Source organism: Limnohabitans sp. Rim11, assembly GCF_001269365.1.
Classification (GTDB): domain Bacteria; phylum Pseudomonadota; class Gammaproteobacteria; order Burkholderiales; family Burkholderiaceae_C; genus Limnohabitans_A.
On sequence record NZ_CXOM01000002.1, the window covers coordinates 713,323 to 727,091 of the forward strand.

The 13,769-nt window shown below is 54.9% G+C and carries 12 protein-coding genes; 3 read left to right on the top strand and 9 right to left on the bottom strand.

Annotated features, from left to right (window positions below; all coding sequences use genetic code 11):
- Nucleotides 1-15: 15 nt before the first annotated feature.
- The 8 genes from AMM03_RS08080 to AMM03_RS08115 all read right to left on the bottom strand — a co-directional run bounded on the left by AMM03_RS08080 (nt 16) and on the right by AMM03_RS08115 (nt 8,364).
- Nucleotides 16-1,584 carry an RNA polymerase factor sigma-54 gene (locus AMM03_RS08080; RefSeq protein ID WP_090130221.1) on the bottom strand — a complete coding sequence of 523 codons (1,569 nt, stop codon included), beginning with the start codon at nt 1,582-1,584 and terminating at the stop codon, nt 16-18.
- Nucleotides 1,585-1,597: 13 nt separating this feature from the next.
- Nucleotides 1,598-2,356 carry an LPS export ABC transporter ATP-binding protein gene (gene lptB, locus AMM03_RS08085; RefSeq protein WP_090130223.1) on the bottom strand — a complete coding sequence of 253 codons (759 nt, stop codon included), beginning with the start codon at nt 2,354-2,356 and terminating at the stop codon, nt 1,598-1,600.
- A complete protein-coding gene (lptA, locus tag AMM03_RS08090) occupies nt 2,353-2,967 on the bottom strand; it encodes a lipopolysaccharide transport periplasmic protein LptA (RefSeq protein WP_090130798.1) in 615 nt (204 codons plus the stop codon). Before lptA ends, lptB begins: the two co-directional genes overlap by 4 nt.
- Nucleotides 2,968-3,081: 114 nt before the next feature.
- Nucleotides 3,082-3,726, bottom strand: a complete 645-nt coding sequence (locus AMM03_RS08095) for a thiol:disulfide interchange protein DsbA/DsbL (protein ID WP_090130225.1) — start codon at nt 3,724-3,726, stop codon at nt 3,082-3,084.
- A 23-nt stretch (nt 3,727-3,749) separates the two neighbouring features.
- Nucleotides 3,750-4,454 carry an SPOR domain-containing protein gene (locus AMM03_RS08100; protein WP_090130227.1) on the bottom strand — a complete coding sequence of 235 codons (705 nt, stop codon included), beginning with the start codon at nt 4,452-4,454 and terminating at the stop codon, nt 3,750-3,752.
- 59 nt (nt 4,455-4,513) lie between these two features.
- Nucleotides 4,514-6,199, bottom strand: coding sequence for an arginine--tRNA ligase (argS, locus tag AMM03_RS08105; protein WP_090130228.1), 1,686 nt, complete (start codon nt 6,197-6,199; stop codon nt 4,514-4,516).
- Nucleotides 6,200-6,208: 9 nt separating this feature from the next.
- Nucleotides 6,209-7,141: a LysR family transcriptional regulator gene (locus AMM03_RS08110; RefSeq protein WP_090130230.1), complete on the bottom strand. Its 933-nt coding sequence runs from the start codon at nt 7,139-7,141 to the stop codon at nt 6,209-6,211.
- 2 nt (nt 7,142-7,143) lie between these two features.
- The gene (locus tag AMM03_RS08115; protein ID WP_090130232.1) at nt 7,144-8,364 is read right to left on the bottom strand and encodes a CaiB/BaiF CoA transferase family protein; all 1,221 of its coding nucleotides are present in this window, start codon (nt 8,362-8,364) and stop codon (nt 7,144-7,146) included.
- A gap of 215 nt (nt 8,365-8,579) precedes the next feature.
- Between AMM03_RS08115 and AMM03_RS08120 the strand changes: the two genes are divergently transcribed.
- The 3 genes from AMM03_RS08120 (at nt 8,580) to AMM03_RS08130 (ending at nt 12,784) form a co-directional block, all read left to right on the top strand.
- A complete protein-coding gene (locus AMM03_RS08120; protein ID WP_090130234.1) occupies nt 8,580-10,814 on the top strand; it encodes a malate synthase G in 2,235 nt (744 codons plus the stop codon).
- 156 nt (nt 10,815-10,970) lie between these two features.
- Nucleotides 10,971-11,999, top strand: a complete 1,029-nt coding sequence (locus tag AMM03_RS08125; protein WP_090130236.1) for a D-cysteate sulfo-lyase — start codon at nt 10,971-10,973, stop codon at nt 11,997-11,999.
- A gap of 2 nt (nt 12,000-12,001) precedes the next feature.
- Nucleotides 12,002-12,784, top strand: coding sequence for a class II glutamine amidotransferase (locus tag AMM03_RS08130; RefSeq protein WP_090130238.1), 783 nt, complete (start codon nt 12,002-12,004; stop codon nt 12,782-12,784).
- Here AMM03_RS08130 and gshB read toward each other — a convergent pair.
- Complete coding sequence (gene gshB, locus AMM03_RS08135) at nt 12,781-13,731, bottom strand: glutathione synthase (RefSeq protein ID WP_090130241.1); 951 nt, start codon at nt 13,729-13,731, stop codon at nt 12,781-12,783. The genes AMM03_RS08130 and gshB overlap by 4 nt on opposite strands.
- Between the last annotated feature and the right edge of the window lie 38 nt (nt 13,732-13,769).

The window sequence follows — 13,769 nt, forward strand, 5'->3', positions numbered from 1 at the left end:
AAAGTTGTAGCGAGTTCACAGAGTTTTACGCAAGTTGGCGGGCGCAATTTTGAGCGCCTCGCGGTATTTGGCAACGGTGCGGCGGGCGCAATCGATGCCTTGTTCTTTGAGCATTTCAGACAGTTGGTTGTCTGAGAGGGGTTTGTTGGGGTTTTCTGCGGCCACCAATTGTTTGATGAGCGCGCGAACTGCTGTACTAGACGCTGCGCTGCCGCTGTCGGTGCCTAAGCCAGAGCCAAAGAAAAACTTCAACTCAAAAGTACCCATGGGTGTGGTCATGTACTTGGCTGTGGTGACGCGGCTGATGGTGGATTCGTGCAGCCCCAGTTCGTCGGCAATTTCGCGCAAGACCAAGGGGCGCATGGCCAGTTCGCCATGAATAAAAAAGTTGCGCTGACGTTCCACAATGGCCGTTGACACACGCAAGATGGTGTCAAAGCGCTGTTGAATATTCTTAATGAACCAGCGTGCTTCTTGAAGGCGCTGTTGCAAACCTAAATGCCCTTCACCTTTGCCGCCGCGCAAGGCGTTGGCATAGATGTCGTGCACGCGCAGTTTGGGCATCACGTCGGGGTTGAGCTGCACTCTAAAGTGCGGCTCGCCGCCTTTGCGGGTGCCAATGACCAAGACATCTGGCACGATGACGTGCTGCTCTGCGTTGGCAAAAGGACGGCCCGGTTTAGGTTCAAGGCGAGTGATGAAGGTCAGTGCTTGTTTGACAAGACCTTCTTCTTCGCCGCATTGCACGGCCAAGCGTTTGAAATCGCGCTTGGCCAACAACTCTAAGGGCAAGGCACAAATTTTGAGACCGACGGCTGCCACTTCGTTGTCGGGTTCGTCTTTCAAGATGGCTTTGAGTTGAATGCGCAAGCACTCGCCCAAATCGCGTGCGCCAATGCCCACGGGTTCGAGCGATTGCAGCAGGCTCAAGGCCACTGTAAAGCGGTGCACCAATTCTTCAAGTTGTTCGATGTCGTCGGTGCCGGCCAAGCCTTGTGCTAGGGACTCGAGACTTTCTTCTAAATAACCATCGTCGTTCAAAGACTCGATGAGGAAGCGCAGCGCAGCACGGTCAATTTCGGACAGGCGCATCGACAAAGCTTGCCGATGCAAATACTCTGTGAGCGAGCCTAAGCCGCGCGCCAGTTCAATGGCGTCTGCACCTTCAGAGTCGTTGTTGGTGTTGTTTTTGCGAGCACCGGCATCGGTGCCCCATTCGCTGTCGTCTGGCGCTATTTCAACACTGCCATCGCCGTCCCAACTGTCGGCCACATCGGTGACCGCTTCGTCGTTAGAGACAGAGGCTGTGGATTCACTGGCTGCGTCGCGTGAGTCGGCGCCGGCATCGCTGGCGGCTTCTGAAACACGGTCACCCAAACTCACACGGGCGTCGGCTTCAGGCAGGCCAAAGTCTTCTTGCGGTGCTTCGTCGGTGCTGCGCTCTAAGAAGGGATTTTCGTCGAGCATTTGCTCAACTTCTTGGCTGAGCTCTAACGTAGAGAGTTGAAGCAGCCGAATGGATTGTTGCAACTGTGGCGTCAGCGCCAAGTGCTGTGACATCCGAAGGGAAAGGCTTTGCTTCATAGAAATTGAGCCATCACATTCGGAAGTTTTCGCCTAAGTAGACGCGGCGCACATCGGCGTTGTCCACAATCTCTTTGGGCGTGCCTTGGGCCAACACACGGCCTTCACTGATGATGTAAGCGTGGTCGCAAATACCCAATGTTTCGCGCACATTGTGATCGGTGATGAGGACCCCAATGCCGCGCTCTTTCAAGAAGGCGATGATGCGTTGAATTTCGATGACAGCAATTGGATCGATGCCTGCAAAGGGTTCGTCCAACAAAATGAAGCGTGGGCCTGTGGCCAAGGCACGAGCAATTTCAACACGCCGGCGTTCACCACCCGACAAGGCCACGGAAGGTGAGTCATGCAAATGGTCGACTCGCAAATCTTTCAGAAGATTTTGAAGGCGTTCTTTGATGGCCGATTCGCTGAGCGGGTTGCCGTTGGTGTCGACTTGCAACTCCAGTACAGCGCGGACATTCTCTGCGACGGTGAGCTTTCTGAAAATAGAAGCCTCTTGGGGCAAATAAGAAAGGCCCATGCGCGAGCGCCGATGAATGGGCATGCGCGTGACGTCTTGGCCATCAATCAAAATTTGCCCGCCATCGTTGCGGACCAAACCGACAATCATGTAAAACGAAGTGGTTTTGCCGGCACCATTGGGGCCCAGCAGGCCCACCACTTCGCCTTTTTCAACCTTGACCGAAACATCAAACACCACCTGCCGACTGCCATAAGACTTTTGCAAATGACGCGCTTCTAAACTGCTGACGTCGGGGCTTGGGCTCATGGTTTGTCGTTGCCAATGCGCTGGCTAGGCTTGAGTTGAATACCCGAGCTGGTCGGTGCCGGCTCCTGGGTTTTGGCGCGAGGCGTGAGGGTGGCCTTGACACGTTGGCTGCCACTGGCACCCGGAGTTGTGCTGGACTTTCCGTCCACGCTAAAAACCTCGGTGGTGTTGTTCAGCACAATTTGCTGGCCCTGTATGCGGTCGGCCACCACAGTGCCGCGCACCAAGCGCAATTCGGCTCGGTTGCTCAGTGTCAGAGTGTCGGCTTGGCTGTTGTAGATGGCTGTTTCGGCTTCGCCTTCGGTGTACTCGTCCAGTCCTTCACGCTTTTGCCGAAAGAAAATTCGGTCGCCTGGCTCCGCAGACATGGTGGCAATTTGATTGCCTTGAGCATCTTGCTTGACTTCCATGCGAGCGGCTTTTAAGACCAAGCTGCCCTTGGTCATGAGCACTTTGCCGCTGAAAAATGTGAGCTGCTTTTGTTCGTCGTGCTTGAGGGTGTCGGCCTCGATGTTCATGGGCTTGTTACGGTCTGCTTTTTCCGCAGATGCGCTGACCACCGTCAGGGCGGTGATCAAAGCGAATAACAATGAGGTGAACTTGATTTTCATAAAGGCGCGAATCTTGCTTGATTGTAGGTGTTCAGAGGGGAATCGCACCTGTTTGAAAGAAAATTCACGAAAAAAAGCCCGCCGAAGCGGGCTGATGTGCAACACACTCAAAAATCAGGCACGACCTTGACGAACCAGCGCCAACAAAGAATCGGTCACTTGCAAAGCCCTGTCCATGCTGCCCGCCAAGGTGCCGTCGGTATAGAACCGGCCAGCCACGCCCAAGGAAGGCACGCCCTCAATTTTGAAATCGTTTTGTAACTGCACAGCGCGTTTGACTTTGCTGACCACGCCAAACGACTTGTAGGTGTCTGCAAACTTGGCTTTGTCGACGCCTTGTTTTTCGATCCAAGTTTGGATGCTGGCCTCGGTGTTCAAGGGCAAACGCTCCACATGCACAGCTTGGAAAACTTTGACATGTAATTTCTCAAGCAAGCCCATGGCTTCCAGTGTGAAAAACAAACGTTGTTGCGGCCCAAAATCATCGCGAAAGGCCACGGGAACGCGGCGAACCACCACATCTTTGGGCGCATTTTTGATCCATTGGGCAAAGCTCGGTTCGAAGGCATTGCAGTGGGGGCAGCTGTACCAAAAGAATTCGATGAGCTCAATTTTGCCGGCCTCTGTTTCGGTGGGCACCACCCGGTCAAGCTTCATGTAATCCTTGCCGGCCACAAACTTAGCAGGGCCTTGTGCAAAGAGGGGAGTGCTCAGACCGATTGAGCCTAAAGTGGCAATTGAAAATTCACGACGTTTCATGGGACGCTCCTGGAATATGTTGTTTAGCGTTGAACGCGAACCAAGGCCGCATCCATGCCACTGGAATCTAAGCGAGTCTTGATTTTTTCGGCTTGTTCTTTGTCATCAAACGGCCCGCTTCTAACCCTGTAAATGATACGACCAGCTTGCTCTCGCTCGCTGACCTTGGCCTCAATGCCCATCATCGACAGCTTGGCTTTCTGTGCGTCGGCATCGGTAGCCGTCTTGAATGCGCCTGCTTGCACAAAATAGGTGAAGGGGTCAGCACTGTTGCTGGCCTTGCTGCCGGCAGCAGGTGTCGCAGCTGGCTGGGGTGTGGCCGCAGCGGGGGGGGCGGATGCCGGCTGCGATGTTGCTGGAGGAGCGCTGCCTGCCGATTTATTCTTCATCAAGTCGGCCAATGGGTCTGCTGCAACCGCAGGTGCGGCTGGTGCGGCAGGCGCTGCGCCGGCGGAAGCGCCATTGGCAGGGGTTGCGCCATCGGCGGGGCCTTCTGGCGCGGCAGCTGGCTTGGCCTGAATGGCGCTGTTGGGATTCCAGTCTTTGTTTTTCTGCGCTTCAACGGCATCTTGCTCGGCCGAGCGGCTGAGATTCTTGTTGCTAAAGGGCATGGGAACCTTGGTCACATACATGGCCACCCCCAGGGCAACCGTCAGGCCAATGACCAGGCCCAGAATAAATCCCAGCAAGGTGCCGCCGTGTTGGCTTTGAATGTTGGATTGGGACATGGTGTGGGTTCTTATGAAAGTGAGCCGTAAATTGAAGGACTGATGACGATGCCGCCGTGTTACATCTGTTCAGGTGCGGACACACCCAAAATTTTCAAGCCATTTTGCAAGACTTGTGCGCAAGCGGCCACCAAAGCCAAGCGACCCAGTTTTTGATTTTCATCGTCTACCAAGATGCGTTCAGCATCGTAGTAGCTGTGATAGCTGGCGGCTAAGTCACGCAAGTAGAAGGTGACGTCATGCGGTGCAAAGTCTTGCGCAGCAGCCGTCAACATTTCAGGGTATTTGGCCAAGAGCAACATGAGCGCTTGCGCTTTTGGATTTTCCAAAGTCGACAAGTCGGCTTGGGCCAAGCTGGCCACATCGCCGCCCCAGGTGCGCAAGATGGAGTGAATGCGCGCATGCGCATATTGCACGTAGTACACGGGGTTGTCGTTGTTTTGGGCCAGTGCCAAATCAATGTCAAACACGTACTCGGTGTCGGGCTTGCGGCTGAGCAAGAAGAAACGCACCGCGTCTTTGCTGGTCCACTCAATGAGGTCGCGCAAGGTCACGTAGCTACCTGCGCGTTTTGAAATTTTGACTTCTTCGCCACCGCGCATCACACGCACCATGGTGTGCAAGACGTAGTCAGGGTAGCCTTGTGGAATGCCCACGCCAGCAGCCTGCAAGCCAGCGCGCACGCGGGCAATGGTGCCGTGGTGATCGGTGCCTTGAATATTGACCACCTTGGTGAAGCCGCGCTCCCACTTGGTGATGTGGTACGCCACATCGGGCACAAAGTAGGTGTAGGTGCTGTCGCCTTTGCGCATCACGCGGTCTTTGTCGTCACCGTAGTCGGTGGACTTGAGCCACAGCGCGCCGTCTTGTTCGTAGGTCTTGCCGGCTTCTTGTAATTTCTTAACCGCACTGTCAACTCGGCCGCTGGTGTAGAGGCTGGACTCGAGGTAGTAGTTGTCAAACTTAACGTCGAAGGCTTTGAGGTCGAGGTCTTGCTCGTGGCGCAAATAGGCCACTGCAAATTCGCGCATGCCATTCAAATCGTTCAGGTCGCCACTGCCAGTAAATTCGCGGTCGTCTGACTTGACAGTCTTCTTAGCCAAAAAATCTTGCGCAATATCTTGGATGTAGTCGCCGTTGTAGGCCGCCGCGTTTTCACCGCTGGGCCACTGCGCATCACCGGGCTTGAAGCCTTGCGCGCGCAATTGCGTGGAGGTGGCCAAGGTGTTGATTTGCACGCCCGCGTCGTTGTAGTAGAACTCGCGGTAAACAGACCAACCTTGCGTGGCAAACAAATTGCAAATGGCATCGCCCAGTGCCGCTTGACGGCCATGGCCCACATGCAAAGGACCCGTGGGATTGGCGGAGACAAACTCCACCAAGACTTTTTCATTGCGCTCGGCTTGTTTACCAAAGCAAGAAGCGGCGTGCAGCACTTCTTTGACCACCGCTTGTTTGGCGCTGGGCTTGAGTTTGAGGTTCAAAAAACCTGGGCCCGCAATGTCGATGCTTTCAACCCATTGGCTAAAAGCAGGCGTGGCCATGAGGGCTGTGCGCAAAGCTTCGCCCACTTGCCTAGGGTTTTGACCCAAAGGTTTGGCCAGGTGCATGGCGGCCGTGCAGGCTAAATCGCCATGGGCTGCCACCTTGGGTGACTCAAAAGTGGCTTTGGCACCGGCACCAGCGTGCAGGCGTTCGAGTTCGGCGGCGAGGGCCGAGAGTAATTCTTGTTTGGCTTGAAGCATCCCCCGATTTTACGGGGCGCTTTGCCAAGTTGCGGGCAAGCTGTAGTGATGCTTTAAAAAGTCGATCCAAAGGCGCAATCGGAGGGGCAGGTGCTTGCGTTGGGGGAAAACGCCGTAAATGCCATTGGGCGGCGCAGCAAAATCGGCCAAAACCTCGACCAATTTGCCAGATCGGATGTCGTTTTCTACCTCCCAAGTGCTACGCCAGGCGACGCCCATGCCGGCCAAACACCAGCTGTGCAAGACTTGTCCGTCGGAACAGTCCAAGGGCCCGTGGGGTCGAATGTGAAAAACCTCAGGCGATTCAGAATCTTCTGGATTTTGGGCTTTGAAGGCCCAGCCGCGAGTTTGGGAGGCGTCGCTAGACAGCGTCAAACAGCTGTGCTGCATCAAATCAGAGGGGTGTTTGGGCGTGCCATGCTTTTGCAAATAAGCGGGTGTGGCCACGCACAGGCGCCGGTTGTCTGACAGGCGCACACTGACCAAGGAGGAGTCTGGCAAGTCGCCCACTCGTACCGCAAAGTCGAAGCCTTCGGCGGCCAAGTCAATCACTCTGTCGCTCAAATTCAAGGAAATTTTGACGTCGGGGTTTTGCGCATGGAACAGGGGTGCCAAGGGCGCCACGTGTCGCCTTCCAAAGCCCGCTGGCGCGGTAATGCGCAAGTGACCACTGGCCTTCAGGCCGCCTGCAGACACACTGTCTTCTGCGTTGGCCACATCACTGAGCAAGCGCTGGCAGTTTTCTAAAAAAGCGCTGCCTTCGTGGGTCAGGCTAATGCGCCTGGTGGTGCGCAATAAAAGTTTGACGCCCAGATGCGATTCAAGTGCATCCAAGCGTCTGCCAATAATGGCTGGGGCCACACCTTCGGCGCGGGCAGCGGCACTTAGACTGCCTTTGGTGGCTACCGAAACAAAGGATTCAAAAACTTTGAGTTTGTCCATGGTCAGCCTTTGCCAGTTGAGCTTGAAGGAGATGAAGGAAGAGATTGCTGGAACTTTTCAATGTCGCTTGCGCTGTACCCTAAGCTGCCCAAGACATCGGCATTGTGTTCACCCAAGCCAGGCACGCCTGATCGCACTTTCAGGCGCTCTTGATTGAGGGTGATGGGCAACAGAACGGTTTGAACTTCGCTGCCATCACTCAATGAAAGTGGCGCCAAGCCGCCGGTGGCTTTTAGGTGTTCATCGTCTAGCAATTCGTGAGGCGGCGTAATGGGCGCATAGGGCAAAGCATTTTTTTCGAAGACCTCGCTGAGGTGCTTGGAAGAATGCACGCGCAATCTTTCTCGCAACAAGGGAATCAGCCACTCCCGCTGGGTAACACGCGCGTTGTTGCTGGTGAGACGGGGGTCCGAGAGCAGGTCGGCATAGTCAAATACTTTGCAAAAGATTTTCCAAGCAGTGTCACTGACCACAGCTAAAAAGATCTGTTCGCCATCTTTCACCTCAAACACGTCGTAGATGGCCCATGCTGAAATGCGAGCGGGCATGGGCTTGGCGGCTTGCCCTGTCACTTGGTACTGCAGCATGTGCTGCGCCACCAAGAGCACATTGTTTTCAAACAGCGCACTTTGCACTTCTTGACCCTCACCGGTTTGTGCGCGTTGGGCCAAAGCGGCCATGGCGCCCATGGCCCCAAACATGCCGCCCATGATGTCGTTGACACTGGCGCCTGCACGCAATGGGTCGCCTGGTCTGCCGGTCATGTAGGCCAAGCCGCCCATCATTTGGACCACTTCATCGAGGGCGGTGCGGTGTTCGTAGGGACCTGGCAAAAAGCCTTTGAGTGAAACGTAAATCAGTCGGGGGTTGAGTTTTTTCAGGGTTTGGTAGTCGAGCCCTAGTTTTTTCATGGTGCCCGCTTTGAAGTTTTCGGCCACGATGTCGGCAGTGGCAATTAAACGCAGTGCGGCTTCCTTGCCTTCGGGTGTTTGCAGGTCGAGGGCCAAGCTTTTTTTATTCCGATTGAAGAGCGGAAAAAATCCAGCGCCCGACCCCATCAGTTGGCGGGTGCTGTCGCCCTCTCGGCCATGGCCCACGGGCTCAACCTTGATGACCTCGGCACCCAGATCGGCCAAGACCATGCCGCAGGTGGGCCCCATCACCATGTGGGTAAATTCGACCACGCGAATGCCCTCGTACGGCAATGATGGGGGGCTTGTCATGGGGCAGACCTTATGGGCTTGAGTTAGCTGATTGGATCCTTATTTTCTCAAGTTTTGAACGATTTGGGGCTCAATCTTTGCTAAAAAGTCACAAGTCAAAGGATGTTTGTCTGATTTATTTACACCCAAACATCGAATAAAGTGAGGCTTATCTGGGCGAAATGCATCTATGTGCAGCCCAAACCCGTTTATTTTTTACTTTTGAAGAGGCTTTCATGACCCAACGCACCAGCATCCATGGCCTGCACGTGGCCACCCCTTTGTACCGTTTTATTGAAGACCAAGTCTTGCCGGCAGTGGGCGTGAAGAGCAAGGCTTTTTGGGCTGGCTTCGATGGCATCGTCAAAGATTTGGCGCCACAGAACATTGCCTTGTTGGCTGAGCGCGATCGCATTCAATTGGAAATGGACAAGTGGCACACCGCCAATCCAGGACCCTTGGTCGATGCCAAAGCCATGAAGGCTTATCGCAAACATTTGACATCGATTGGTTACTTGGTGCCCGAACCCAAGAGCCCCAAAGCCACCACGCAAAACGTGGATGCAGAGTTGGCTGTGTTGGCCGGGCCTCAGTTGGTGGTGCCTATTTTGAATGCACGTTATGCCTTGAACGCCGCCAATGCGCGTTGGGGTTCTTTGTACGACGCTTTGTATGGCACCGATGCATTGAGCGAAGCCAATGGTTGCGAAAAAGGCACGGGCTACAACCCCAAGCGCGGCGCCAAAGTGATTGAGTACTGCCGCTATGTGCTCGACCGTTGCGCACCTTTGAAAAAGGGCTCGCACATTGACAGCACGGGCTACAGCGTGAAGGGTGGCAAGTTGGTGGTTAGCCTCAAATCTGGCAACACCACTTTGGCTGATGCTAAACAGTTTGTAGGCTTCCAAGGCGATGCCAAAGCACCCACATCCTTGCTGTTTAAGCACAACGGTTTGCACCTCGATTTGCAAATCAACAAGGCGCATGCCATTGGCAAAACAGACCCTGCAGGCGTGTCCGATTTGGTCGCTGAATCTGCTCTTTCAACCATTCTTGACTTGGAAGACTCGGTGGCCGCAGTGGACGCCGAAGACAAAGTCTTGGCCTACAGCAACTGGCTGGGCATCTTGCAAGGCAGCTTGTCTGAAGAAGTGCAAAAGGGTGGCAAAACATTCAAGCGCACTTTGAATGCAGACCGCGTGTACACCAAGCCAAGCGGCAAAGGCACCGAAGTGCTGCATGGCCGCTCCTTGTTGTTCGTGCGCAATGTGGGTCACCTCATGACCAACCCTGCTATTTTGTACAACGCCGCAGACGGCACCCAAAAAGAAATTCCTGAAGGCATCATGGACGCCATGATCACGACCACCTGCGCCATGGTGGACTTGCAGAAAAAGAAGGGTGCCGATTTCCGCAACAGCCGTACCGGCAGCGTGTACATCGTGAAACCCAAAATGCATGGCCCCAAAGAAGTGGGCTTTGCCGATACTTTGTTTGGCCGTGTTGAAAAAGTCTTGGGCTTGAAGCCTTCGACTGTGAAGCTGGGCATCATGGACGAAGAGCGCCGCACCAGCGCCAACTTGGCCGCCTGTATTGCCGCTGCCAAATCGCGCGTGGCCTTTATCAACACCGGCTTCTTGGACCGCACCGGCGACGAAATGCACACCTGCATGTTGGCAGGCCCCGTGATGCGCAAGGGCGACATCAAGGGCAGCACCTGGTTGGGTGCTTATGAGAGAGCCAACGTGGCTGTGGGTTTGCAAGCTGGCCTGCGCGGTCGTGCACAAATTGGCAAGGGCATGTGGGCCATGCCTGATTTGATGGCCGACATGTTGAAACAAAAAATTGGACACCCCAATGCGGGCGCCAATACCGCTTGGGTACCCAGCCCCACAGCGGCCACCTTGCACGCCATGCACTATCACCAAGTGAACGTGCCCGCCTTGCAAAAGCAGATGGAAAAAACCATTGCCAAGCAAAGCGCCAAACACCTGCGCGAAGAAACTTTGAACAAGTTGTTGCAGTTCCCTGTGGTCACGCCAGCACAAGCGGCAGAGTGGACTGCGAAGGACAAGCAAGACGAACTCGACAACAACGCACAAGGTATCTTGGGCTACGTGGTGCGTTGGGTGGATCAAGGTGTGGGCTGCTCTAAAGTGCCTGACATCCATGGCGTGGGTTTGATGGAAGACCGAGCCACCTTGCGCATCAGCAGCCAACACATTGCCAACTGGTTGGCACATGGCGTGGTGACCGAAGCGCAAGTGAAGGCCACGATGGAGCGCATGGCGGCCGTGGTGGACCAACAAAATGCAGGCGATGCTTTGTACCAAAAGATGGCCGGCAATTTCAAAACATCCAAGGCTTACCAAGCTGCTTGCGACTTGGTGTTCAAAGGCAAAGAGCAACCCAGCGGTTATACCGAGCCTTTGCTGCACGCATGGCGTTTGAAAGTGAAGGCTGCGGCTTAATTCGTCACAGCCCCTTGGCGCCAACGGCGCCTTGAGGTTCTCAGGCGGTATGACTTCCTTAACAGGGCTGGCATACCGCCTTTCATTTTTTGGAAGTGGTCTTGGCCGTGTTCTGTTCTAAGATGTTGCTATATTTTTCAGAGAAAGATTGTCACCATGGACTTGTCTCGTTTCCCACGCCGCATTTACACCGAGCACCCCACGCCCCTGGAATTTGCGCAGCGCTTTAGCCAGGCCTTGGCTGCTACTTGCCCCGGTGGCAAAGGTCCGCGCGTGTGGATCAAACGGGACGACATGTTGGGCCTCTTTCCGGGCGGCAACAAAACGCGCAAGTTGGAATTCTTGGCCGCTGATGCGCTAGAAAAAGGTGCGACCACACTGGTCACTTGCGGCGCACCGCAGTCCAACCATTGCCGCATCACGTTGGCGGCTGCGGTCAAAGAAGGTTTGCGGTGCCGCTTTGTCATTGAAGAGCGCGTGCCCAACAGCTACAGCCACACGGCCAGCGGCAACAACTTCATGTTCAACCTGATGGGTGTCGAAGCCATCACGGTGGTGCCGGGTGGCAGCAACATGGCCGAGGCTATGCAGAAGGTGGCCGACGAAGTGGCCGCTCAAGGCGGCAAGGCCTACATCATTCCCGGTGGCGGCTCCAATGCATTAGGTGGCTTGGGCTATGTGGCATGCGCACAAGAGTTGCAGCAACAGTTTTATGACATGGGGGTTCGCATCGATCGCGTGGTGGTGGGTTCGGGCAGTTCTGGCACGCACGGCGGTTTGTTGGCTGGTTTTTTAGGCAATCACATTGACATTCCCATTGTGGGCATTGGCGTCAGTCGTGACCCAGCAGACCAAGAACCACTGGTTTACAAAGAAGCCCAAGCGGTAGCCGATTTGCTCAATGTGGGCTTGACCATTCCACGCGACAAAGTGGTCAGTGTGGGAGGCTACTGGCAACCCAAATATTCCATTCCCAATGACATGATGGTGGAAGCGGTGCAAATGCTGGCGCGCAGCGAAGGCATTTTGTTAGACCCTGTTTACACCGGCAAAATCATGGCGGGCCTGATTGGCTTGGCACGCCAAGGCTACTTCAAGCCCGACGAGAACGTGTTGTTCTTGCACACCGGTGGCTTGCCATCTTTGCACGCCTACGAGCAGGTTGTCTTAACCGGAGAACATTGAGCATGTGCCAACTCTTGGGCATGAATTGCAACACGCCCACCGATGCCACCTTCAGTTTCAGTGGCTTCTCGCAAAGAGGTGGTGTCACCGACCATCATTCAGATGGCTGGGGCATCGCTTTTTTTGAGGGCGTGGGGGTGCGGCATTTTGTAGATCACCAAGAGGCCAGCAAGTCGCCTGTGGCCGAGCTCATCAGGCGCTATCCGATCAAAAGTGAAAATGTCATTGCGCACATTCGCAAGGCCACGCAGGGTGAGGTGGCACTTGAAAATTGCCATCCTTTTGTGCGGGAGTTGTGGGGGCGCTATTGGGTGTTTGCGCACAACGGCAATTTAGAAAATTTTCATCCGCGCTTGCATGGGCACTTTCACCCCGTGGGACAAACCGACAGCGAGCGCGCGTTTTGTTGGCTCATGCAGGAGCTGTCCAAGTCGCATGCATCAGTCCCCAGTGTGGCAGAGTTGACGCTCACATTGCGCGAGTTGGTACCGCAAATTTCGAAGCACGGCACCTTTAATTTTTTGTTGTCTAACGGACAAGCTTTGTGGGCGCATGCCACCACCGACTTGCACTATGTGCTGCGCAAATATCCGTTTAAAACTGCCACCCTCAAAGACGAAGATGTGCAGGTGAACTTTGCCGAGCAAACCAACCCCTCAGACCGAGTGGCCGTGGTGGTCACCGCGCCCTTGACGCTGGACGAGCCTTGGACCGCTTTTGTGCCCGGCGAGGTGATGGTGTTTAGGGACGGCGTTTTGCTTGAAGCAGAAAAGCCCTTGGCTTAAGCCGCTTTAACTGCAGCCTCCAGCGCGTCGATGTAGAGGGCCGCTACATCACAGCCGGTCTGATCAAAAATTTCTTGGAAGCACGTGGGACTGGTGACGTTAATTTCGGTCACGTGGGTGCCTATGACATCGAGTCCAATTAATAGCAAACCACGGGGTGCCAAGACGGCTCCCACGCTTTCTGCAATAGCGCGGTCGTTGTCGTTCAAAGGCTGGGCCACACCCTTGCCGCCTGCGGCCAAGTTGCCTCGGACTTCGCCGCCCTGAGGAATGCGTGCCAAGCAAAATGGCACAGGCTTGCCGCCAATGATCAAGACGCGCTTGTCGCCTTGCGCAATGGCCGGTAAAAACTTTTGCACCATGACCGATTGCGCGCCATCAAGGTTCAAGGTTTCAATGATGGAACCTAAATTCATGCCATCAGCGCCCACTCTAAAGATGCCCATGCCGCCCATGCCATCCAAGGGTTTCAAGATGATGTCTTTGTGTTCGGCATGAAAGGCTTTGATGGCGCTGGCAGAGCGCGTGACCAAGGTGGGCCCAATGAATTGGGGAAATTCCATGATGGCCAGCTTTTCGGGGTGGTTGCGCAAGGCCTCGGGTTTGTTGAAGACCTTGGCGCCTTCGCGCTCGGCTTGGCTGAGTAAATGCGTGGCGTAGAAATACTCGCTGTCGAAGGGCGGGTCTTTGCGCATGATGATGGCGTCAAAGTCTTTGAGCCATGCTTCGCGCGATGCCGTGACCTCGTACCAGGTGGTGGCGTCGCCGGTTAAGCGCAGGTCTTGCACTTGCGCTTTGACGCATTCGCCGCGCTGCCATTGAATGTGCGGCACTTCGCAGGCGCTCACTTGGTGGCCTCGCTTTTGCGCTTCGCGCATCATGGCAAAGCTGGTGTCCTTCTTGATCTTGAAGGAGGCGAGGGGGTCGACAATGAAAAGGATGTTCATGCGCGTAATGTCTCACAAAGCGCAAATCAAAGTAAATC